This is a genomic window from Marinobacter halotolerans (assembly GCF_008795985.1).
Lineage (GTDB): Bacteria > Pseudomonadota > Gammaproteobacteria > Pseudomonadales > Oleiphilaceae > Marinobacter > Marinobacter halotolerans.
Genome location: NZ_VMHP01000001.1, coordinates 585,194 through 605,517 on the forward strand (window position 1 = coordinate 585,194; position 20,324 = coordinate 605,517).

Annotated in this window: 24 protein-coding genes; 8 read left to right on the top strand and 16 right to left on the bottom strand. The window is 55.8% G+C overall.

Annotated elements, in window-relative coordinates; genetic code table 11:
- Nucleotides 1–9: 9 nt before the first annotated feature.
- Nucleotides 10–390 (bottom strand): nuclear transport factor 2-like protein, encoded by a 381-nt coding sequence (locus FPL19_RS02705; protein WP_150910368.1) that lies wholly within the window; start codon nt 388–390, stop codon nt 10–12.
- 90 nt (nt 391–480) lie between these two features.
- On the opposite strand from FPL19_RS02705, the gene thpR reads away from it, so the two are divergent.
- Together thpR and FPL19_RS02715 are read left to right on the top strand one after the other, a co-directional pair.
- Nucleotides 481–1,014, top strand: coding sequence for an RNA 2',3'-cyclic phosphodiesterase (thpR, locus tag FPL19_RS02710; RefSeq protein ID WP_150910370.1), 534 nt, complete (start codon nt 481–483; stop codon nt 1,012–1,014).
- A 61-nt stretch (nt 1,015–1,075) separates the two neighbouring features.
- Nucleotides 1,076–1,468 carry a RidA family protein gene (locus FPL19_RS02715; RefSeq protein ID WP_225314266.1) on the top strand — a complete coding sequence of 131 codons (393 nt, stop codon included), beginning with the start codon at nt 1,076–1,078 and terminating at the stop codon, nt 1,466–1,468.
- A 36-nt stretch (nt 1,469–1,504) separates the two neighbouring features.
- Here the strand turns inward: FPL19_RS02715 and FPL19_RS02720 are convergent, their stop codons facing one another.
- The 7 genes from FPL19_RS02720 to FPL19_RS02750 form a co-directional block, all read right to left on the bottom strand.
- Nucleotides 1,505–2,587 carry an alpha/beta hydrolase gene (locus FPL19_RS02720; RefSeq protein WP_150910372.1) on the bottom strand — a complete coding sequence of 361 codons (1,083 nt, stop codon included), beginning with the start codon at nt 2,585–2,587 and terminating at the stop codon, nt 1,505–1,507.
- Nucleotides 2,588–2,643: 56 nt separating this feature from the next.
- A complete protein-coding gene (locus FPL19_RS02725; protein WP_150910374.1) occupies nt 2,644–3,135 on the bottom strand; it encodes a pyridoxamine 5'-phosphate oxidase family protein in 492 nt (163 codons plus the stop codon).
- 143 nt (nt 3,136–3,278) lie between these two features.
- A complete protein-coding gene (locus FPL19_RS17825; RefSeq protein WP_150910376.1) occupies nt 3,279–3,626 on the bottom strand; it encodes a c-type cytochrome in 348 nt (115 codons plus the stop codon).
- Between the two features lie 341 nt (nt 3,627–3,967).
- Nucleotides 3,968–5,272, bottom strand: a complete 1,305-nt coding sequence (locus FPL19_RS02735) for a ferredoxin reductase family protein (RefSeq protein ID WP_150910378.1) — start codon at nt 5,270–5,272, stop codon at nt 3,968–3,970.
- A 77-nt stretch (nt 5,273–5,349) separates the two neighbouring features.
- Nucleotides 5,350–7,128, bottom strand: a complete 1,779-nt coding sequence (locus FPL19_RS02740; protein ID WP_150910380.1) for a DEAD/DEAH box helicase — start codon at nt 7,126–7,128, stop codon at nt 5,350–5,352.
- Nucleotides 7,128–7,694 (bottom strand): elongation factor P-like protein EfpL, encoded by a 567-nt coding sequence (efpL, locus tag FPL19_RS02745; protein WP_150910382.1) that lies wholly within the window; start codon nt 7,692–7,694, stop codon nt 7,128–7,130. The genes FPL19_RS02740 and efpL overlap by 1 nt, the downstream gene beginning before the upstream one ends.
- A gap of 71 nt (nt 7,695–7,765) precedes the next feature.
- A complete protein-coding gene (locus FPL19_RS02750) occupies nt 7,766–8,434 on the bottom strand; it encodes an HAD family hydrolase (protein WP_150910384.1) in 669 nt (222 codons plus the stop codon).
- A 161-nt stretch (nt 8,435–8,595) separates the two neighbouring features.
- Between FPL19_RS02750 and FPL19_RS02755 the strand changes: the two genes are divergently transcribed.
- Both FPL19_RS02755 and FPL19_RS02760 read left to right on the top strand, forming a co-directional pair.
- Complete coding sequence (locus tag FPL19_RS02755; protein WP_150910386.1) at nt 8,596–9,042, top strand: YHS domain-containing (seleno)protein; 447 nt, start codon at nt 8,596–8,598, stop codon at nt 9,040–9,042.
- A gap of 173 nt (nt 9,043–9,215) precedes the next feature.
- A complete protein-coding gene (locus FPL19_RS02760) occupies nt 9,216–9,971 on the top strand; it encodes a substrate-binding periplasmic protein (RefSeq protein ID WP_191965204.1) in 756 nt (251 codons plus the stop codon).
- On the opposite strand, the gene FPL19_RS02765 is transcribed toward FPL19_RS02760, so the two are convergent.
- Complete coding sequence (locus FPL19_RS02765; protein ID WP_150910390.1) at nt 9,965–10,732, bottom strand: GntR family transcriptional regulator; 768 nt, start codon at nt 10,730–10,732, stop codon at nt 9,965–9,967. The genes FPL19_RS02760 and FPL19_RS02765 overlap by 7 nt on opposite strands.
- Nucleotides 10,733–10,949: 217 nt before the next feature.
- Here FPL19_RS02765 and lldD point away from each other — a divergent pair, with 217 nt between their 5' ends.
- On the top strand, nt 10,950–12,086 hold the full coding sequence (lldD, locus tag FPL19_RS02770) for an FMN-dependent L-lactate dehydrogenase LldD (protein ID WP_150910392.1): 1,137 nt from the start codon (nt 10,950–10,952) through the stop codon (nt 12,084–12,086).
- 12 nt (nt 12,087–12,098) lie between these two features.
- On the opposite strand, the gene FPL19_RS02775 is transcribed toward lldD, so the two are convergent.
- From FPL19_RS02775 to bcp, 3 genes are read right to left on the bottom strand one after another with little or no spacing between them, the layout of a single operon-like run.
- Nucleotides 12,099–12,758, bottom strand: coding sequence for a hypothetical protein (locus FPL19_RS02775; protein ID WP_150910394.1), 660 nt, complete (start codon nt 12,756–12,758; stop codon nt 12,099–12,101).
- A 3-nt stretch (nt 12,759–12,761) separates the two neighbouring features.
- A complete protein-coding gene (locus tag FPL19_RS02780) occupies nt 12,762–13,241 on the bottom strand; it encodes an FKBP-type peptidyl-prolyl cis-trans isomerase (protein ID WP_150910396.1) in 480 nt (159 codons plus the stop codon).
- Between the two features lie 28 nt (nt 13,242–13,269).
- A complete protein-coding gene (bcp, locus tag FPL19_RS02785; protein ID WP_191965205.1) occupies nt 13,270–13,725 on the bottom strand; it encodes a thioredoxin-dependent thiol peroxidase in 456 nt (151 codons plus the stop codon).
- Between the two features lie 97 nt (nt 13,726–13,822).
- Between bcp and FPL19_RS02790 the strand changes: the two genes are divergently transcribed.
- Nucleotides 13,823–15,205 (top strand): NAD(P)/FAD-dependent oxidoreductase, encoded by a 1,383-nt coding sequence (locus FPL19_RS02790; RefSeq protein WP_150910400.1) that lies wholly within the window; start codon nt 13,823–13,825, stop codon nt 15,203–15,205.
- A 17-nt stretch (nt 15,206–15,222) separates the two neighbouring features.
- Here FPL19_RS02790 and FPL19_RS02795 read toward each other — a convergent pair whose 3' ends face one another.
- The 4 genes from FPL19_RS02795 to FPL19_RS02810 all read right to left on the bottom strand — a co-directional run bounded on the left by FPL19_RS02795 (nt 15,223) and on the right by FPL19_RS02810 (nt 17,534).
- Nucleotides 15,223–15,738 carry a class I SAM-dependent methyltransferase gene (locus FPL19_RS02795; RefSeq protein ID WP_225314267.1) on the bottom strand — a complete coding sequence of 172 codons (516 nt, stop codon included), beginning with the start codon at nt 15,736–15,738 and terminating at the stop codon, nt 15,223–15,225.
- A 56-nt stretch (nt 15,739–15,794) separates the two neighbouring features.
- On the bottom strand, nt 15,795–15,971 hold the full coding sequence (locus tag FPL19_RS02800; protein WP_150910404.1) for a DUF2897 family protein: 177 nt from the start codon (nt 15,969–15,971) through the stop codon (nt 15,795–15,797).
- 50 nt (nt 15,972–16,021) lie between these two features.
- Nucleotides 16,022–16,564 (bottom strand): porin family protein, encoded by a 543-nt coding sequence (locus FPL19_RS02805; RefSeq protein WP_225314268.1) that lies wholly within the window; start codon nt 16,562–16,564, stop codon nt 16,022–16,024.
- Between the two features lie 175 nt (nt 16,565–16,739).
- Nucleotides 16,740–17,534 carry a substrate-binding periplasmic protein gene (locus tag FPL19_RS02810; RefSeq protein WP_150910406.1) on the bottom strand — a complete coding sequence of 265 codons (795 nt, stop codon included), beginning with the start codon at nt 17,532–17,534 and terminating at the stop codon, nt 16,740–16,742.
- A 146-nt stretch (nt 17,535–17,680) separates the two neighbouring features.
- On the opposite strand from FPL19_RS02810, the gene FPL19_RS02815 reads away from it, so the two are divergent.
- Nucleotides 17,681–18,829: an Ig-like domain-containing protein gene (locus FPL19_RS02815; protein WP_150910408.1), complete on the top strand. Its 1,149-nt coding sequence runs from the start codon at nt 17,681–17,683 to the stop codon at nt 18,827–18,829.
- Nucleotides 18,808–20,316 carry an Ig-like domain-containing protein gene (locus FPL19_RS02820; RefSeq protein WP_150910410.1) on the top strand — a complete coding sequence of 503 codons (1,509 nt, stop codon included), beginning with the start codon at nt 18,808–18,810 and terminating at the stop codon, nt 20,314–20,316. The genes FPL19_RS02815 and FPL19_RS02820 overlap by 22 nt, the downstream gene beginning before the upstream one ends.
- The last annotated feature ends 8 nt before the right edge of the window (nt 20,317–20,324 follow it).

Sequence of the window (20,324 nt, forward strand, 5' to 3'; positions counted from 1 at the left end):
CCCAGGCAATTATTCCGCCTGGGCAGGCAAACTTCCGCCGAGCATGTTTTCGATAACCGCTGCGTTGTAGAAGGTTTCCACAGACTGAATTTTTTCCCGTCGAACACGAAACCATACCGCAAGGCGAACATCTCCGATTGGCTCAAAATAGGTGCGATAATCCAGGATCGCGAACACGTCCTCGCCATCGACACTGAGTTGGCGCAATACGAGGTCCTTCTGAATGGCAAACATACCGAACTGATAGTTCAGCATGTCGTCCCGGCTCAGGAAGCGCATGTTCGGACCCACATATTCAAAACCCTCCACGGCCAGCAGATCTTTGGCTTCATCCAGCCTCTGGGCACGGATGTCTTCGATGAACTGAGCCACAATGTCCTTTGGCTGCATGAACCTTCTCCAAACTCGGAAATTGGCAATAATGCTGGCTATCACTACCATCAACAGTAGCCTATTACGCCTTTGACAAAAATGCCCTCTATGCCACGAGTTTTCTTCGGACTGCAAATTCCGCCTGAGATCAAAGACCGCCTGCTGAAGATCCGGTCATCCGTCTCGGGCGCCAAGTGGCAGAGTGCCGAGCAATTGCACATTACGCTCCTGTTTCTGGGCAGTGTGGAAGAAGAACGCCTCGGCTCCATATGCGAGTCTGCCAGGAGCATTCAGCTCGAACCCTTCTCTGTGCAGGCCACTGGCCTCGGCTGTTTCGGCCATCCCCGCAAGCCTCGTGCCCTGTGGGCGAACGTGCAGCCAGTCGCGCCACTGGCTGCACTGCAGGCGTCAATTCAGGAACGGATGGAGAAGCTGGGGTTTGCAGCAGAGAACCGGGCTTTTCGCCCCCATATAACCCTGGCCCGTTTCAAACGTGAAGCAGGCTCCGTGAAAGCGGTGCTGGCCGACCAGGGAGAGCTGGCTTTCGGGAATTTCCCGGTAACGGAGTTCGCCCTGTTTGAAAGCACGCCAGGCCCAACGGGTTCTGTGTATCGCGTCATCAAACGCTTCCCGCTGCGCTAGCCTATAATAGGGCAGATAATCACCAGACTCCCCTTTACGCTAGAACACCTGAGCCAACCCTATGACCGCGCCCCTGTTCCACATGATTTCTCAGGCTCCAACACCTGTTGGCCCGTTCTGCCACGCCACGGAAATAGATGGCTGGGTCTTTCTGACCGGCCAGATGCCCACCGACCCGAACGATCCGGATGCCTCGCTGCCTGAGGGCATCGAGGCCCAGACCCGTCGGGTCATGGATAATCTGATACTCGTGCTTGAAGGTCTCAGTCTGAGCCTGGTGGATGTGGCCAATGTGCGGATTTTTCTGACGGAATTCGAGCGGGACTTCGAATTCATGAACAAGGTCTACAGCGCCTATTTCCCGACGGAGAGCCTGCCGTCACGAACCTGCATTGGGGTCACCGCCCTTGCGGTAGGGGCTCTGGTGGAGATCGACTTCGTCGTCCGCCGATAGCGACCCCAATCACTGAACAACTCATCGGGTTAGCGCCTAGCTGCTCGATATCCCTTTGGGCGCTGCAGGAGCTTCCGATTCCAGTCGGTCCAGAAATTCCTTGATGTCGTCGAAGGCTTCTTCCGCTTCCGGGAGCAGTGGCACAAATATCTGCCAGACATGCACCATGCCTTGCCAGGTATGCAGGGTAACCGGAGATCCCGCCGCTTCGGCCCTGGCCGCATAGCGCCGGGCATTGTCCAGCAGCATCTCGCTATCGCTGGCCTGAATCAGAGTCGGCGGCAGACCTTGCAGGTTGCCGCGCAGTGGGGAGGCAACAGGGTTGGTGGGTGAAACCCGAAAGGCCGCCATGGTTGCCCACCAGATGACTGGCAGGGGGATTCTCGACAGGCCACCGAACGCGGGGCCAAGCAAGGGGTCGGTACCAATATTGCCGCGATTGCTCGGGGCAGTCAGGGTCAGGTCGGTGGACGGGGAAAAAGCGATGGCGGCGTCGGCCTGACGCAGTCCGTGATCCCGCACCCAGGCTATCAGCGCGAGGGTATGACTCCCTCCAGCCGAATCCCCGGCGACCACCATAAAATCAGCAGGCTCTTCCCCATCCGGACCGTGTTCCAGAAGCCAGGTATAGGCTTTCCGGCAGTCTTGGACGCCAGCCATAAATCGGTTTTCGGGCATCAGCCTATAATCCACCGCGAACAAAGCACCGCCGGTTACCTGTGCCAGGCGGTCAGTAATTGCCCTATGGCTTCGAGGGCTGCCAGCTGCCCAGGCGCCGCCATGAATATAGAGTACCCGACGGCGGCTATCACCGCCCGGCGCGATCACCCATTCGCCGCGGGGCGAATCACAGTGGCGGAATTCACAGCTCAAATCAGCCCCATCGCTGAGGCTATCCATATGCTTGCGAAGGGCCGTCAAACGAGCCTTGCCACGCAGACCACGGGAGGCCCTTCCAAGCTCTCGGATCTTGCCAAGCACTTCACGGTTCTGCTCGCTTGGTGTTGCGTCCTTTACCGGGTAGTCGCTCCGGTCTAGGTGGGACAGATCCTCAAGCCTGAACAGGAGCATGGTTGCGGCAATGATGAACAGGATAACGGCAAGAATAATCCAGAGCATGACTTTTCCATGTGTTGGTGGCCCCGCGAGCCAGAGCCTTTATTCGGACTGGACGTTTATTTATCCACGCCGAATTTTTCATGCTCGCCAAGGTCTGGCTGTTCGCCTTTAATCTTGGCAGCTGCAGTTTTTACGCTCTTGACCATTTTGCTGCTGTCGCTGTTCCAGTGTTCGCCTTTCTCGACCTTGATTTCCACCATGCCCACGTTGGGAGCATCCTTACCCTCGGGGAACCAGGCCGCAACGAAGGGATTCCAGTATTTATCGATCAGTGATTTGTCCTGAACGGCCCGACCAACGCCCGTAAGCGAAACATAAACGTGGTCTTCTGGATCTGCGAAGGAAACGCACACATCGTTATCGCTCTCGAGCTCGAAGACTTTCTCTGAGTCCAGATCAGTATAGAACCACAGCTTGCCATCGTATTCATCCTGAACCAGCACCATCGGCCGTGACCGAAGCTCTTCTCCATGGCGCGTCGTCAACATGCCGGTCTTGATATTTTTGATAAGATCCCAGATTTTCTGCTTATGCTCGGGACTTGACATAGATTTCCTCCTTTCAACGGCCATGCTCCAACCGCATACAATTGTATGAGCTGGAAACATATAAGTCTGTGTCTTGTCCCGAGCTACGATGCAGAAACCAAACTGGTTTTCCTGCTGTTTATCAGAGGAAGCCGAGGCCCGCTTTACTCATCCATCTCCAGAATCCAATTGACGAGCTTTTCAGCGTCTGCAGGGCTGACGTCAGAACGAACTCCCATATCCGGCATCTCCGTATGTCCCCAATGATCCTGCCCGCCGGTCAGAACAACCTGAACCAGCCGATCGAATTCCTCCATCGGGTATCTCTGCGCAATACTCTTGAAAGCTGGCACTACCGACATGCCGTCACTCTCGTTTACAGCATGGCAAGCCGTGCACTTTTTTTCTTCGGCCAGCTGCATAGCGGTCATGCCATGGGAGTCGGCGACGGCTGATCCAATTCCCGCGAAGAGAAGACTCGCAAGAGTAACGGGTAACATTTTACATTTCATGGCAATCCCTCTCTGATTATCCCGATGGGTTCAGGTGAGATGACTGCAACCGGCTTTGGAAAGCTCCGGCACCTCAATAGAAACGTTAGACCAGGATGGACAACCGCACAAAGTGTTCGGATCGCATTACTCTACTCCGGGCCCGACCTTAGCTGTTCCAGATGCCGGTCATCAGTTCTGTCAGCTGTGAGCTCAGGCGACACCTTCGCGATTCTCAATAGCCAGAAAAACAGGAAAGTAGCATACCCAGCAACCAGCCCTTTCAACATGGGAATCGTTGAGCACCTGATTGGCTTCCTGCGCGAAGAATGCTGTGCAGGCGTGACTGCGGGTTTCAAAAGTCAGTCGTAGCTGAAGCGTTCCGACAGGATGCGATGGGATGGCGTACCTTTTGTGGCCAAATGTTTTTCAACGATATCCATCATGATCACAGGCCCGCAGATAACAAAGACCCATTCGCGAAACTCCCGCTCTGCAAAAACCCGATCCAATAGCGCTGCGTCGATAAAGCCTGTCTCTCCCTCCCAGCCTTCTGGCGGCTCCGATAACACATAGGTTACGTCCGTCTGACGCAACTCCTCGTGATAGGCAATCTGATCGAAAGCGCGGTTTCCATAGATTAGCTTCACCCTGCGCGGATCACCGGTCAGGCGCATTTGCCGAAGTATGCCCAGCAATGGCGCAAGGCCAACTCCGCCTGCGATAAGAGCAACCCCCGGCTCGGCACGATTATCAATACAAAGATTGCCATAAGGGCCGTCGACATAAGCCGTGGTTCCATTTTTTATCTGACCGATGGTTCGTGTGAAATCGCCAAGCTCTTTAATCATGAAAGAGATGTTCGCCCCACCTGCCGGCGCCGAGGACATAGAGAACGGGTTTTCTTTCAGTGCGAATGGGCTATGCCCGACATTCAGCCAGACGAACTGTCCTGCCCGGTATTCAAGGCCAGAATGACCCTGTGGCTCTATGATCAACTCCCACTGTGCCGGTGTTAATCGAACGACAGAGCTTACTCGCCAGGGACGTGCTTTCTGCCAAAAAGGAACCACGAGGTAAACGACCAGCAATGATCCCACAGCGACGCCAGTCATAAGCAGCCACACCCATGTCATAACGGGGTGCGCCCCGTAGCGCCCCGCCGTCACGGTGTGGTGCAGCAGCAGAACCGCGATGAGCAAGGCCAGGACGCCATGCAGCAGGCGCCAGGTTTCGTATTTGTAGTCCAACTGGTTGCGCCCGATTGCCATAACAGCAAGGGCCGCCAGAAGAAGATAGGCCAGAATCCCCGTAGACAGCGCGGAAAAGTCGGTTGTAAGGGTTAATTGGCGGTCTGGATCCCACGGGCGCGGACCACCTGATGGTGTGCCCTGGTAAAGCAGTGGGTGAAGCAACGCAAATACCAGCGCCACGCGGGCCATGATCTGATGCATGCGCATGGTCTTGTCCAGTCCCACGCCATTCGAGGTGGCCCTGAAACGACCGGAAAGAATGAATTCCATGAGGATCATAGCGAAGGCAAGAATGCCAAGCGCGGACGCCAACTCCTGGTGGAACTGCCGGGGAGGCCCGCCGAGCAGCACAGACAGGATCAGTGGCAGCGTGACAGCGGCGAGGTAAATGCCAATCAAAAAGAGCGGCTTCATGGGATAGCCTGTGTCATCCGCTGAGACCTTCCAATCTATGCCTCCGTGCTGCAATAGGCAACGTTCAGGCAGATAGGTTAGGCGCCATTGGCCCTTCGAAACTGCCCCCGATAATCAAAAATCCGCTCCTGCACCTGCCAAAAATGCTTTTGCTTTCGCGCAATCACAAAATCCGGTGCCGACAGGAACGACTGACTCTCAATCACTTCACCCGCCCTGCTGAACGCTTTCGGCGCCTGGCTATTGGCAAAACGACGCCCGAACAGTTTGTTGAAAACGTTACGCTGGCCGGGCTTGCTGAAATCGAACGACTCGCTGAGCTCTTCCCCATCCTCACCGTGATAGGTGATTCTCAGTTTACTGTCTGTATCCTTCAGCGTAATCCCGGCACAGCGGATCACCATGGCGTCCTTGAGTTTCAGGGCATCCCTTAGCTGATCGTCCGGGTCGATAATGGCTTTATGGCACTGATGGCAGTTGCGGGCAGCGATATCATTCTCGGCACCGCAGTGCGGGCATTCCTTGAAACGGAACCGGTAATCACACTGTTGGGCACGCCCGTTGTGCCCGGCAGGACCATCGCCTTCCGCAGGCTCCAGCAATCCCTGACAACGTCGACCATAATGCTCAATCACGCGGCCCTCATCGTCGGTTTTGCCCCAGAAGATATTGGCAAACCCACAGCCCGGGCAGAATACCTGAACCGGTTTGCTGTCGGGATTCGGTTTGGGCTCCCCGACTTCCGGATGGTGCAGATTCACCTGGTTGCCCGCATAATCAATGACCAGGCAATCCTGTTTGCCCTCGTCCAGGCGCAGACCACGACCCACTATCTGCTGGTACAGGCTCACTGACTGGGTAGGCCGAAGAATCGCTATAAAGTCCACATGGGGCGCATCAAAGCCTGTGGTGAGAACAGACACGTTCACCAGATACTTCAGCTCCCGCCGCTTGAAGCGTTGAATCAGCAGGTCCCGATCTCTCAGGTCGGTCGCGCCGGTCACCAGAGCGGTTTCATGTTCCGGCAGATAGCCGGTGATCTCCTTTGCATGCTCCACTGTTGCTGCAAAGATCATGACCCCTTTGCGGTCATCCGCCAGCTCCATCACCTGATCAATGATGGCACGGGTCACACGCTTGTGTTTGCTCAGCAGCTGGTTGACGTCGTTCTCGGCGTATTCGCCAAAACGATCCTTTGGCAGCGCAGAGAAATCGTATTGCGCGACGGCCGCGTTCACCAGCTCAGGCCGGGTGAGATACCCCCGGTTGATCATGTAGCTCAGCGGCAATTCATAAATACAGTGCCGGAAAGGCTTGTCCTGCTCGTCATCAGAGCCGCGGACAAAGCCCCGGTAGTGATAGCGATAGATCCAGCCCATGGCCAGACGATAGGGGGTGGCGGTCAGGCCCAGTACTTTCAGGGAATCATTCTGCTGTCTTAGCCGCTCGATGATTCTCTGGTACTGGCTGGTTTCATCACCGCTGACCCGGTGGCACTCATCGATGATGACCAGCGAGTATTCATTCCGGAACTGATCCAGGTTCGACGAAACCGACTGCACACTGGCGAAGGTCACCTGATGCCGGCTGTCCTTCCGCTTCAGTCCGGCGGAGAAGATGCCACCCGTTAACCCATAGCTTTCGTACTTGGCGTGGTTCTGCTCCACCAGTTCCTTTACGTGGGTGAGCACCAGAATCCGGCGTCGGGCAAGGCGCGCCAACTCGGCAATGACCAGGCTTTTCCCGGCGCCGGTTGGCAGCACAATAACAGCGGATTCTTCCGATTTGCGAAAATGGCTCAGCGTAGCGTCAACGGCTTCCTGTTGGTAAGGCCGCAGCGTAAAAACATCATTCATTATGCCCGGCTCAGGAATCTCCGCTCATCGACATTAATCTTGATGCGATCACCGCTGGATATATGCTCCGGCACCTGCACCACCAGTCCGGTGGACATGGTCGCTGGTTTGGTGCGCGCGGTTGCCGAACCGCCCTTTACCGACGGATCCGTCTCCGTGATATCCAGGTCAACAGTGGGAGGCAACTCCAGGGCGACGGGCGCTTCCTTAACAAGAATCACCACCAGGCCCTGGGTCTGCTCATCAATGAACAGGAGCTCGTCGGCGATGGCCTCTCGGTTGAGTGCGTACTGGGTATAGTCCTCGGAATCCATAAAGACATACTCTTCGCCGTCGGAATAGGAAAAAACCGCCGGCCGGCGCACAAGGTCCGCGAGGTTCAGCATGTCCGAGTCCTTGAAGGTCTCGTCCAGTTTGGCGCCGCTGACCACGTCGTACATACGCATTCGATACAGGCTGCCACCCGCCCTGCCCTGGGGCACAGAGCGCTCTATGTCCCGCACAAAATACACCCGACCGTCGTACTCGACGGGCTGATTCTTCTTGATTTCACTGGCTTTCGGCATTGCGACTCGTCCTGACAGAAAAGAGAAAAAAACAGGACCGGCATTATAGACTATGCCGAAGCCACAGACTGCTAGTGCAGCGACATCAATTTGTCTGCAACCTCAACAAGATCACCGCCCGTCACATCGGCGGAGAGGAACACGTCGCCAGGCTCGCATTCCAGGCGCGCGCACCACCCCGCAAGCGCTCCGGCCCGTTTAGCTCCATGGCAATCCCAGGCATGTACGGCAACCAGCGCCAGGCGCTCAATCGGTGTATCCAGGTGCTTTGCGGCAAAACGGTAAATATCCGGGTGGGGTTTCCAGACCCCTGCGTCCTGCGCAGTGACGATCCGGTCTACAAACCCGTAAAGCCCCGCACCTTCAAGGAAACTACGTGTTTTCTCAGGGCTGTTGACAGTCAGACACCCAACGGACACACCCGCCTCAGAAAGCTTCTTCAACGCCGGCACGGCATCGTCGAACGTGGGCAATGTGGCAAAACCTTCAACCACATAATCAATATCCCACTCAGTGAGAGCGAGCTTCGTTTCCGTGCGGAGGGATTCCCGTGCAACTGCTTCGAAGGGCGCCGGGTCGCCGGCAAGAGTCAGTGCCATGGCATCGCGTTGAAAGCGCAGGAACCAGGGTTCAAGAATGTGCGCTGGCTGACCGACTTCTTCCAGTCGCACCGCCAGCGGATCAAGGTCAATCAGTGTTTCAAGGACATCAAATAGAACGACGTTTGGTGGGTAAGCCATATCAAGAGCCTCCCTAGTCCGTGGTAGGTTCATCAGAAAGTGTAGTTCAGATGATGGTTGTTTGCTGAACTTGATATTCGGTGTTTGCGGATGTATTTCTGCAACAAATCGCCAGAAAGCATGTCTTAATAGGTGACACCTTCACGAATCAGGGGAAGAACATGCAACGGGTCCTGGCATTCGTCACTGCTGCACTCCTAACAACAGCCAGCGCAATGGCCTCAGAACCATCCGTTTACACCGGTTTTCTCAGTAATACCGGCGCAGGCGGATACGACACCGTGAGTTATTTTGAAGCAGAAGAGCCCATCAAAGGCTCTGCTGATTTCACGACACAATACCAGGGTGCAACCTGGCGATTTGCAAGCGCCGAAAACCTCGCGCGCTTTAAAGATGATCCGGGCCGCTACGCACCGGTCTACGGCGGTTATTGCGCCTGGGCGGTCAGTCAGGGCTACCTCGCCAAAGGCGACCCGAAGCATTGGAGCATCAAGCAGGGAAAGCTTTACTTGAACTACAACCAGTCGGTGCAGGACACATGGCTACAAAATCCAGAGGAGTTCATTCAGAAAGCGAACGCCAACTGGCCGAAGGTTCTGGAAAAATAATGCGTGCAAGGCAAATTTAGTAGGTGGTTTTGCTAGCGGAACGGATTAGTTTATATTAGTGAGAAGTACCTTAAAACGCGGCAGCGAAGATGTATAAAGGAAAGCGTATCGAGTTGCCGTTCTTCGGTTTTTTGTCCACCTGCTCATTTAAGCAGGCATTAGCCAGATCTGTTTTGGTCCTTTCGTCTGTTCTGTTTTATGCTGCCCCAAGCTTTGGTGGCTGCGAGATCACCATACGTTGGGACGATGACCCGCCCTATTTCATGAACCAGAACGACGAAGTGATTGGCATCGATGCCGATCTTGGGCGTGAGGCCATGGAGCGCCTTGGCTGTAGCCTTTCCTTCAAGAAGCTGCCATGGGCAAGAGCGCTGCAGGAGCTACGCGAGGGACGTGTGGATATGCTGTCCAGTGCCTATCGCACATCCGAGCGGGAGCAGTATGCCCACTATTCCGAGGTGATTGGCCTGGTCTCCCCCAATATTCTGTTTATCCGGCAGTCTGAGGCGGACAACTTCGACTTCAACGGTCTGAGATCGCTGCTGGAATCAGATTTCAGGCTCGGGGCGCAGGTTAGTGTGTCTTACAGCGACGAATACAGTGCTCTGATCCAGAACCCGGACTACGCCGAAAACATCGAGTTTCTCCCGCGCCGAGAGTTGATGTGGAGAATGCTGGCGCGCAACCGGCTCGACGGCCTGATTGCCAGCAAGCTGACCGGCCTTTACGAGATAAAGGAACTGGGTCTGTCGGGCAGGATCGCTCCCAGTTCACTCGTAGTCTCAAACAAACCCGCGTACTTTGTTTTCTCCAAAGCATCGGTGAGTTCAGAATTTGTGGCCGATTTCGACCAGGCGCTCCAGTCGATGCTGGATGACGGTACCTTTTCGGCCATCGTAAATCGGTACGCCCCTTCCGCTTCTCAATGATGCTCCCGCCTCTGGGCCCGGGCCAGCCGGCGAATTTCTTCCTCGCGCTCGTCCAGAACGTCCTGAACAAACTTGATATGCTCGCCAGCGATGCGCCGGGCATCCTCGGCACGGCGGTCCATAATGGCGTCAAAGAGTGCATGGTGCTGCGCGACGAGGGTGTGCCGGGTCTCGCTGCGCAGCGCATACATGCCGCCAATATTGGTGACCACACTGCGCTTGAGCAGGTCGAAGAGGCCGCGGATGGTATGCAGCAACACCAGGTTGTGGCTGGCCTGGGCAATGGCCAGATGAAAACGCGCATCGGCGGCGCCTTCTTCGGTGCGGCTTGCCTTGCCCTCCCGGGCATAGCAGGCCTGCAGTTCGTCAAAAGCAGCCTGCAGTTGCTGACGGTCAAGTTCCGTGGCGCGCCGGGCGGCGTAATAGGCGCAATCCGCTTCCAGCGTATGCCGGAACTCCAACAGGTCCCGTTGGGCTTCGGGGCGGCTCTCGAGCAGACTCATTAAAGGGTCGCTAAAGCTTGAGCCCAGCGATTCACTAACGTAATTACCGCCACCCTGACGGCTGATCAACAGCCCCCTGGCCGCCAGCTTTTGTACTGCCTCGCGCACCGACGGCCTCGAAACGCCAAACCGCTCCGCCAGGGCCCGCTCGGCTGGCAAACGCTGACCCGGCTGCAGAGTGCCTTCCAGAATCATGGTTTCCAACTGTTCTACGATGTCGTCGGAGAGCCGGTGCTGGCGAATGTGCCCCATTTCCATTACCCGTCCTTTGGTCTTACCAATTTACAAAAATAATAAACACTGGCTATCTTACGATCAATGGAAAGACCCTTTTATTTACAAAAAACCCTGTTTTCGTATTTGACACCGCATTGATGCTTTTTTAATCTAGTCCACCAAAAGCGGTTAATTGGCCTTACCAATTTACGCCGACCCGTCCAACTATGGGCAATCAAAATTTTTTGAGGAATCCGCGATGATTATTTCCGCCTCGACCGACTACCGCGCTGCCGCTCAACGCCGCCTGCCACCCTTCCTGTTCCATTACGTCGATGGCGGCGCCTACGCTGAGCACACTCTCAAGCGCAACGTCGCGGATCTGGCCGACATTGGCTTGCGCCAGCGGGTTCTGAACAACATGGAAGACCTGAATCTGGAAACCAAGCTGTTTGACGAAACCATGAGCATGCCGGTGGCTTTGGCACCTGTCGGACTGACCGGTATGTGCGCCCGTCGTGGCGAAGTCCAGGCAGCGCGTGCGGCAGAGAGCCGGGGCATTCCCTTTACCATGTCCACCGTATCGGTCTGTCCGATTGAGGAGGTCGCGCCCGCGATCAACCGGCCCATGTGGTTCCAGCTCTATGTGCTGAAGGATCGCGGCTTCATGAAGAACGCCCTGGAACGGGCCAAGGCCGCCGGCGTCAAAACCCTGGTGTTCACCGTCGACATGCCGGTACCCGGCGCCCGCTACCGGGACGCGCACTCCGGCATGAGCGGTCCCAATGCCGCCATGCGCCGCTATATGCAGGCAATGACCCATCCCCGCTGGTCCTACGACGTGGGCTTACGCGGCAAGCCCCATGATCTGGGCAACATCTCCGCCTATCGTGGCACCCGCACCGGGCTGGAAGACTACATCGGCTGGCTGGGCAACAACTTTGACCCGTCCATCTCGTGGAAAGACCTGGAGTGGATTCGCGAATTCTGGGATGGCCCGATGATCATCAAAGGCATTCTGGATGCAGAGGATGCCAAGGATGCCGTGCGCTTCGGCGCAGATGGCATTGTCGTGTCCAACCACGGCGGTCGTCAGCTTGACGGCGTTCCCTCCAGTGCCCGGGCGCTACCGGCTATTGCCGATGCGGTCAAAGGCGATCTGAAAATTCTGGTGGATTCGGGCATCCGTACCGGTCTGGATGTTGTGCGCATGCTGGCGCTGGGCGCCGACTGCACCTTGATCGGCCGCGCCTTCATCTACGCCCTGGCCGTCGACGGCGAGGCTGGAGTCCGAAACCTTCTGGAATTGATCGAGAAAGAAATGCGGGTCGCCATGGTGCTGACAGGCGCCAAATCAATCAGCGAGATCAATTCCGACCTGCTCGTCTCCGCTTGAGGGGGTAACCGGTCATTTTTTGAAGAACCTTGGATTTCGTTCGATAAAAGCATCGATCCAGCGTTCCAGAAACGAACGCTGGTCCGGGTTCTTCAGATAGCGCCAGCCCAACACGGAAATCACCAGTGCTCCGGTTGCATCCACGATCAGGTCCCACATGGTATCCGTCAGACCGGACGGGTCACCAAGCATGGGCTTCTGCATATTCATGCCGAAGACCCCATCCATCGTAAACTCGAATATTTCCCACAGTGCGCCAACGCCTAGCGCAAACATGAAGGCGAAAAACGAGACAAAGCCGGGCTTCATATGCACATGGATCTTCTCGGTCTCGTTCATGATGTGCACCAACAGAAAGCCGAGAATGCCCAACAGAAACCCGGACGTGGTGTGCAGCGCGATATCCCACCACCAGAAGCGGGTGTAATAGTCGCGGATTTCGCCAAGAAACAGGGACGCAAATACGAACCCGATGGCCGCCAACTGCAACTCCGGCGGGATGTGAATGCGGAAACGCCGCTCGAACAGCATCGGAAAAAACGTGATAGCGATGATCATCGACGTCAGAAAGGCGGTAAACCAGTTCTGGCTCACAACAGCCAGAACCGCCTCACCCACCAGGATCAGCTGCAGAATAATGGTGACTCGCTGGTGCGTTACCCGAATGCGCATCAACTAATGATGCCCACCCGGCCCGTGGGCATGCCCATGAGCTAGCTCTTCAGCATCGGCATCGCGAACGTCGATAACTTCAATATCGAAAGTCAGCGTTTTGCCAGCCATTGGGTGGTTGGTGTCGATATCGGCGAACTTGTGGCCGACCTTGGCAACCATCACATGGCGCGGACCCTGCTCGGTTTTCACCTGGGCAATCATGCCGGGCTTCCAGCGTTTGGCGCCCATCAGATGCTTGATTGGCACGCGTTGAATCGCATCGTCCTTGCGGGGCCCGTAGGCCTTGTCCGGCGTCACGGTAACGCTGAAGGTATCGCCGGCCTCCTGGCCTTCCAGGGCTTCTTCCAGCCCTTTGATAATACCGCCGTGGCCATGCAGGTAGGCATTCGGCTCGCCGCCACGGGAGTTTTCAACTTCGTTGCCCTGTTCATCACGCACACTGTAATGGAACAGGACAACCTGGTTCTTTTCGATTGGCATAGGGCTCTCTTCAAAAAATCATCAATGGTTATTTCAGATCATCCAGTATTTCCTGGACGTGCTCTGCGGGTTTAACCTTGGCGTAGTGGCGCACAATCACACCCTTTTCATCAATCAGGAATGATTCCCGGTTAACAGACATCACCTGTTTACCATACATATTTTTCTGCTTGAGCACTTCGTACTGGTTGACCACCACTTCGTCCGCGTCCGCCAGAATCGGGAAGTTCAGCGACTCTTTCCGGGCGAACTTTTCGTGCGACTTGACCGTATCCCGGCTCACACCCAGTACTTGCACGCCATAACTGCCGAGCTCGTCCAGACGGTCCCGAAATTGCTGAGCTTCGATAGTGCAGCCTGGAGTGCTGTCCCGCGGGTAAAAGTAGAGCAATACTTTCTGTCCCTGATAATCCGACAGGGCATGTGTTTTGTTGTCCTGGTCCTGCAGCGTGAAATCCGGTGCGGTTTTGCCTTCCCAGCTCATTGCGTTTTCCTCCTTAGATAATCGATGTGCCATTATACTCAGCAGCCGCAAGGACTGCAGTGATGGGCGCTAACAGTACAAATACGGGAGCAGGCGGATGCCGGACTTGAACAAAGCGATGATCAACAACCACTCCTTCTGGCAACACAAATACGGCGACTATTCCGCGAACGCTGCCCTTCCCCCTGGCACCTATGAAACCGACGTACTGATCATCGGCGCGGGCTACACGGGGTTAACCTGCGCACGGGAAATCCGCAAGGACGACAACACCAGGCGAGTGATGGTGCTTGATGCCAACGACATCGGCTTCGGTGCGTCCGGCCGGAACGGCGGCTTCAACATGACGCTGTTTGGCATTGAGCCAGAAGTGACGATGCTACGTTGGGGAAAGGAGAAAACCCGCGAAGCCCAGGCTTATATGCAACAAGCCGTTCAGTATGTAAAAGACCTGATCGAATCCGAGAATCTGGACTCGGACTACGAACACACCGGCATGCTGAGAATCGCCTACACCGACAAGCAGGTCCGCCGATTAAAGAAAACCTACAAGCTGCTCTTTGATATTACCGAACCCGGCAGCTTTGAGTACCTGAACGCTGAAGAAGCACAAGACCGGGTGAATTGCCCCCATATCAAAGGTGCCATCTTTGAACCGGAAACCGGCATCCTCGACCCCTGCAAGCACGTACGCTCACTAAAAAGTCTGGCCGAGCGGGAAGGCGCAGATATCTACGAGAACACCAAGGTCACTGGCATATCCAGGCAAAACGGCTCAATCGTGATACAGACCGCTGACGCCACTATCAGGGCTGAAAAGCTGGTCATCGCAACCAATGCCTGGACCCACAACCTGAAGACCTCCCCCGGGGTTGCCAACGTGCAGGCGCCGGTATGGACCTACCAGATCGTCACCGACCCTCTCACCCCGGAACAATGGAAAAGCATCAACTGGGAAGGCAGGGTTTCCATCGAGGACAACCGCCAGCTGGTCCATTACATGCGCATCACAGCATGCGGCCGGATCACCATGGGCGGGGGCAGCATCGGCGTTGAATACAACCAGAAGAACATGGATCTGTGGAAAAACGACAAGGTATGGGGCGACCTGGAGAAACACCTGAAATGGATGTTCCCCACCCTTGCCGATATCAACATCCACTATCAATGGGGCGGATGTGTCTCAGCCAATGTCGATATGACGCCCGAGATCGGCTTTATCGGTGACAGCAACATCATCTACTCCACTGGGTGTATCGGCCATGGTGTATCGTTAACCCAACTGAATGGAAAGCTGATAGCCGACCTGGTTCTCGGGAAGGACACCAACCTCACCAGATTCTGGATTGTGAACCGCAAGGCGATTCCTTTGCCGCCGGGAAATTTACTGCGTTTTGCGGGTGTTAAGTTGGTTGAAGGGATCTTGGGTGCAGTGGACTGGTATGAAGAAGGCGCTTTGAAAAGACAAAACAGTGAGTGAGCAACGCCAGCCTTTGATCAACGCTCCGGTTTCAGCCAGCTGAAAACCCGCATCGGCGGAATGTTCCGTAACTCCAGCTCACAGCTGGCAGGCGGCCCCATAATCGGATCGGTAATAGCGGCCACATCCCGGCGGAGCTGGTAGGCAACGAAACGCCCGTTTTTGGCCAGGCTATCATTCACCGCCTGCGACACCCTGGTAGCAACGTCTTCAGGCATCTTTGAAAAGGGAATGCCGGAGATCACCACATCCGGCGTCTCCATATCATGAAGCGCCAGAATGTCGGCCAGATCCTCGGCACTGCCCAAATGGTTGGTCAAGCGGGGGTCGGCAATCTCACCGAGCAGTTCATGAAAAAAGGGACTCAATTCGATCGTAAGCAGTTGCGCATCCGGAGCAAGGTGCTGCAAAAACGCCCGAGTTGTACCACCGGTGCCCGGCCCCAGCTCAACAACGCGCCGGGCAGCAGACAGGTTAGCCGCATCAACAATGCGTTGCTCCAGGAATCGGGAACTGGGGACAACAGAACCCACCTGACGCGGCTCCTGCAGAAAGCCACGCAAAAAGGCTGCGGGACTTGTTCTCCGGTTTACCAAGTTTCCCTGTCCTCCGCGCTCTCCTCGGCTTCAATTTCGGCCTTTCGTGCCTCGATCTTTTTCTTCTTTTCCTTAGATATTGGCATTTTTCCGCTATCACGCAACATGAATAGCCCACCCAGCATAAGGGCAAGGGCGGCGAGCAAAGCGATCCATCCTACTGTTGGCATAACTGTGCCTCCCAACGGGGCTGGTTACCCAGCCCCCAGCGCCACTATGTTCAGAAGTGAAGGGTCAGGCCCAGGCCAATACCGTCCACGGTGGCGTCGTCTGTGTCGATATAACGCATGTACTCGACATTCCCCGATAACTCCTCGGAAAGCGCTATTTTCACGCCTGCACCGTATGAAAGATCGGAGTCATCGTCCGTAGCTGATCCGCCGGGGCCATCCAGCTCCAGTTCATAACGAGTAAACCCGATAATACCGTAAGGCGTCACCGGGGACTCGTTGACCGCACTGAGGGTGGCGTAACCGCCATAAAAGCTGTTCACCGACAGGTCCGTGCCAAGACCCAAATTCTCATCGGCAACACCAAAACCCGCACGGGCCTCAAGGCCTATCAAAGGGGTTACCTGACCCCCAATCTTCGCTGAGAGTGTGCCCAGATCGGCATCAGCGTTACCGTCATCAATATTAACAAAAGTGTAGTTGCCCCCGGCATAAAGGCTACCACCGCCAGTTTTATACATATCCGCCGCTGCGGTCGCAGAAACTGTGCCCAGGGTTGCTATCGCAAGAAAAGCAGGAATCCTGTTCATCATCTGTTTCACTCCATCAGGTTTTCGGATTGCGGGGATATTGCACCCCTCTCATTCCAAGATGGCCCACTCACTGAGTCTAGGCCATAGGCACTAACCGTGGTTTTCCGGAATGTAATCTGACGGTCCCGAAAACTTAAAGTGCCTTCATTTCCGGGTTGTCCCGCTTTTAGCTGTGTTATCGGTAGTTTTCGATGAGCGTGGCCGCCTGTGACTGGAATTCGGGATTCTGTATGACCGCGTCAACCTGATCGATCAGCTCTTTGGCATACGGAAGTTTTCGCGAAACGCCTATGTGAAAGGGGACCGAAGAGTTCGGAATAAAATCGACCTTGCGAACTTTCAGCTGTTTTGAATAGCCAAGTTGTTGGGCAATGAACCGGGCGTCTACCTCGGGCTGCACCAGAAAATCCCCGGCACCGCGCAGCATGAGGAAATGCATCATCGCGACCCTATTCTGGCCGGGCACACGCTCCAAATAGGCGGGGATATTGTCTTCTTCCCACTTGGAGCCCTTCTCGACAATCACCGTCAGACCGGACAAGTCCGCAAAGCTGGTCGCCGATTCGATAAGCTCTACGTTCGGGTTGTCAGCCGAGTACACCAGATTCCCGAAGTCCTGTGTGAAGAGCGGCTTCGCTGAAAAGATGGCGTAGTCCTGTCGCTCCTCGGACGGGTAGGTTAAAAGACCATCCTGGAGGCCCAGCCTGACGTTGTATTGCGCCCTCGCCCATGGCAGCACCACACTTGCCGTGGTGTACTCGGGAATAAAGCTGAATGCCAGTTTCACCAGATCCGGAAACAGCCCGACAGCCCTCTCGTCAATCGACGAACTGTAAGGCTCTGACGCTTCGCTATACGCGAAGCTCAGTTTGGTGCTGCCCAGCGAGACGCCGGGCAGGGCAAGGAATACAGCCAGAAATGCAAAGGGCTTGAACTTTCTCCAACAACGGTAACCGCTGGGCTTGATCATCTGGGGCTCCGCAAAAGACGAGTGCCCATGGTGCATCCTGATCAGAGTCTCCGCAATGAATCACGCAAGTTTACGAAAAAACACGGGGATATCGTTTAATAAGCGCTAAACTGAGCGCTACTCAGCGCAACGCAGTTCTACCCCCTATGAACGCCATCAAGCACTCCCTCCTATTCCTGGCCTGTTTTGTATTTTCGGCTTTATTGGCAGGTTGTGGTGGCGGCGGAGGCGGGGGAAATGAAGCGTCTGCTGACAATCCGGTGTCCCTGACCGATGTCTCGATCTCACCCGGTTCCGTTACCCTGGCCATCAACTCCTCTCAAACGCTGAGTGCAGCCGGAATTTACTCCGACAACACATCCCGAACGCTCGATGGTCAAGTGGCCTGGTCTTCCACGAATGAGGCCACGGCTTCGGTGTCAGATTCCGGTGTTGTCACCGCCAACTCAGCCGGCGGTACCGAGGTCGTCGCCACCAGCGGTTCGATCAGCAAGAGTATTCCGGTAACGGTGTCCCCCGCTACCCTGCAGTCCATCTCGGTTAGCTCAGCTGTCTCACAGGTTCCCGCCGGACTAAGTACCCGATTCCTGGCATCAGGTCTTTATTCGGATGGCACGCAACAGAATCTAACGGACCAGGTTGTGTGGTCTGTATCCGATCAGACCAGGGCGTCAATTGACGTTTCCACCGGCCTGCTTACCGGCCAGCAGGCAGGTTCCATTACCGTCACGGCGACCAAAGAAGGTCTGAGCGGATCACTATCTTTTACCGTCAGCCCGGCCACCCTGCAAAGCCTGCAATCCACACCGGCAACCCTGGCTCTGGCAAAAGGCACCTCGCAACGCGTGACCGTAACCGGCCTCTTTTCTGATAACAGCAATCAGAACGTCAGTGACCAGATCAGCTGGTCAAGCTCAGCAGAAAGCATCGCCACCGTTTCTGATGACTCCCTTGTGACCGCGTTGCTGGAAGGCAGTGCCACGTTAACAGCCAGCCTGGCCGGCACGCAGGTCGATTTACCCGTGACTGTCACCAGCGCTGAACTGGCTTTCCTGTCCCTGACGCCCGTCAACAAGACGCTACCGTTGGGACGGTCCCAGCAATACGTGGCTCAGGGCACATACTCCGATGGCAGCGTTCAGGATCTCAGCGCGGCAGTCACCTGGTTTTCCTCCAATCAGGACGCTGCGGTGATTGGCAATTCGGACACGGCGAAAGGCAGGGCCGACTCCCTGTCGCCTGGCAGCACCACGGTGTCTGCGGTGTTGGGGGCGTGCAGAAGAGCACGGCCTTAACGGTGACTGACGCGCAGTTAAGTAGTATCGAGCTCAACCCCGTCAATCAGACGGTAGCGAAAGGAAGCGATGCCACAATTCGCGCTTTCGGGCAGTATTCAGACGGTACGCGCCTTGATATCACGTCTCTCATCAACTGGAACAGCAACCGTTCCGGCCTGATCGACCTGTCTTCAGCCGCAAACGGCACAATTAAAACCCTGAGCCAGGGTGAGGCACTGGTAACCGCTGAACTAAATGGCATTACCAGCCTGGCCAATATTCGCGTGACCGATGCCACGCTTTCCGACCTCACTATCGAATCTGCCAGTACCACTCTGGCCGATGGAACCGGCCTGCAACTGATTGCACGGGGCCTGTATTCTGATGGCTCCAGGCAGGATATAACCGACCAGGTCACCTGGGAAAGCGGCGACATTAGCGTGTTAACCGTCAGCAACAGCGTAAATAGTGTTGGCGCAATCACCGGACAGAGTCCGGGTCAGACAAACATTACCGCAACCTTTGAGAGCGTCACCGGGCAGGAAACCTTCACCGTCACTGACGCGGTACTGAGCAGCCTGCTGATCACCAGCCCTGAAAACAGCCTGAACGTGAATACCAGCGTTCAGGCCAGTGCCCAGGCGACCTACACTGACGCTTCGAGCCAGGACGTGACCGGCCAGGTGAACTGGTCGAGCAACGCGGTATCGGTTGCCTCTGTGGATAACACGGCGGGCAGCAAGGGGCAGATCAACGCCCTATCCGTGGGCAATGCCCAGATAACCGCCTCGTTAAACGGCGTTCAATCGAATAACCTGCCCATCACCGTAACGCAGGACCCGAACCTCCCCGCAGCGCTTACCGTAACGCCGCAACCAAATATTATTCTTAGCACCGGCACGGACGCTTCACAGATCAGCATCGCCGTGATCCCGGCGCTTCCAGGCGGCAGCATCGCCGATGGTACAGAGGTCAACCTGACCATCGCTGAAGGCGAAACAGAAACCTCCGTCAACCTGTCCACCTCCGATGGCGTGGCCGGTTATACCCTCACCTCCGGCTATGAAGGCGTGATTGGTTTATCGGCAACGCTTGGAGACTTGAGCAGAAACTCGGGCGTGTTGAGCACGCCGGACTTGAGAAGCGGCCTGATCGTCGCCGGCCTGAGCCAGGCAAACTATGAAGCTGGCACATTGAAAACAGGCAGCGCCTTCGCGATGCTGCTCAGAAACCTGTCCAACCGGCCATTTAACATTGACGGAATCGTTATCCGGTATCTCGACCCAAATAACGGCAACGAGCCAGTCCAGTTCCCGGACTCGCCTTACTTAGATGCTGAATTCACCAGCGATGGCGAATTGGCCGGCGGGGAATTCACATCGATCGGTTACCAACTGGACAACGACATTGAAGCCAGCGTGTACCAGATCATCTATTTCATGTCAGATGATGCGACCGGACCGCTTGACGCCTTCGGGGCAAGTTTTGATTTCGCGGCGCCGTAACAGGTAGG

Bases quoted from the DNA above. Each gene is read 5' to 3' on its own strand.
- FPL19_RS02705 (WP_150910368.1), bottom strand. From the start codon at position 390: ATGCAGCCAAAGGACATTGTGGCTCAGTTCATCGAAGACATCCGTGCC.
- thpR (WP_150910370.1), top strand. From the start codon at position 481: ATGCCACGAGTTTTCTTCGGACTGCAAATTCCGCCTGAGATCAAAGAC.
- FPL19_RS02715 (WP_225314266.1), top strand. From the start codon at position 1,076: ATGACCGCGCCCCTGTTCCACATGATTTCTCAGGCTCCAACACCTGTT.
- FPL19_RS02720 (WP_150910372.1), bottom strand. From the start codon at position 2,587: ATGCTCTGGATTATTCTTGCCGTTATCCTGTTCATCATTGCCGCAACC.
- FPL19_RS02725 (WP_150910374.1), bottom strand. From the start codon at position 3,135: ATGTCAAGTCCCGAGCATAAGCAGAAAATCTGGGATCTTATCAAAAAT.
- FPL19_RS17825 (WP_150910376.1), bottom strand. From the start codon at position 3,626: ATGAAATGTAAAATGTTACCCGTTACTCTTGCGAGTCTTCTCTTCGCG.
- FPL19_RS02735 (WP_150910378.1), bottom strand. From the start codon at position 5,272: ATGAAGCCGCTCTTTTTGATTGGCATTTACCTCGCCGCTGTCACGCTG.
- FPL19_RS02740 (WP_150910380.1), bottom strand. From the start codon at position 7,128: ATGAATGATGTTTTTACGCTGCGGCCTTACCAACAGGAAGCCGTTGAC.
- efpL (WP_150910382.1), bottom strand. From the start codon at position 7,694: ATGCCGAAAGCCAGTGAAATCAAGAAGAATCAGCCCGTCGAGTACGAC.
- FPL19_RS02750 (WP_150910384.1), bottom strand. From the start codon at position 8,434: ATGGCTTACCCACCAAACGTCGTTCTATTTGATGTCCTTGAAACACTG.
- FPL19_RS02755 (WP_150910386.1), top strand. From the start codon at position 8,596: ATGCAACGGGTCCTGGCATTCGTCACTGCTGCACTCCTAACAACAGCC.
- FPL19_RS02765 (WP_150910390.1), bottom strand. From the start codon at position 10,732: ATGGAAATGGGGCACATTCGCCAGCACCGGCTCTCCGACGACATCGTA.
- lldD (WP_150910392.1), top strand. From the start codon at position 10,950: ATGATTATTTCCGCCTCGACCGACTACCGCGCTGCCGCTCAACGCCGC.
- FPL19_RS02775 (WP_150910394.1), bottom strand. From the start codon at position 12,758: ATGCGCATTCGGGTAACGCACCAGCGAGTCACCATTATTCTGCAGCTG.
- FPL19_RS02780 (WP_150910396.1), bottom strand. From the start codon at position 13,241: ATGCCAATCGAAAAGAACCAGGTTGTCCTGTTCCATTACAGTGTGCGT.
- bcp (WP_191965205.1), bottom strand. From the start codon at position 13,725: ATGAGCTGGGAAGGCAAAACCGCACCGGATTTCACGCTGCAGGACCAG.
- FPL19_RS02790 (WP_150910400.1), top strand. From the start codon at position 13,823: ATGCCGGACTTGAACAAAGCGATGATCAACAACCACTCCTTCTGGCAA.
- FPL19_RS02800 (WP_150910404.1), bottom strand. From the start codon at position 15,971: ATGCCAACAGTAGGATGGATCGCTTTGCTCGCCGCCCTTGCCCTTATG.
- FPL19_RS02805 (WP_225314268.1), bottom strand. From the start codon at position 16,564: ATGATGAACAGGATTCCTGCTTTTCTTGCGATAGCAACCCTGGGCACA.
- FPL19_RS02810 (WP_150910406.1), bottom strand. From the start codon at position 17,534: ATGATCAAGCCCAGCGGTTACCGTTGTTGGAGAAAGTTCAAGCCCTTT.
- FPL19_RS02815 (WP_150910408.1), top strand. From the start codon at position 17,681: ATGAACGCCATCAAGCACTCCCTCCTATTCCTGGCCTGTTTTGTATTT.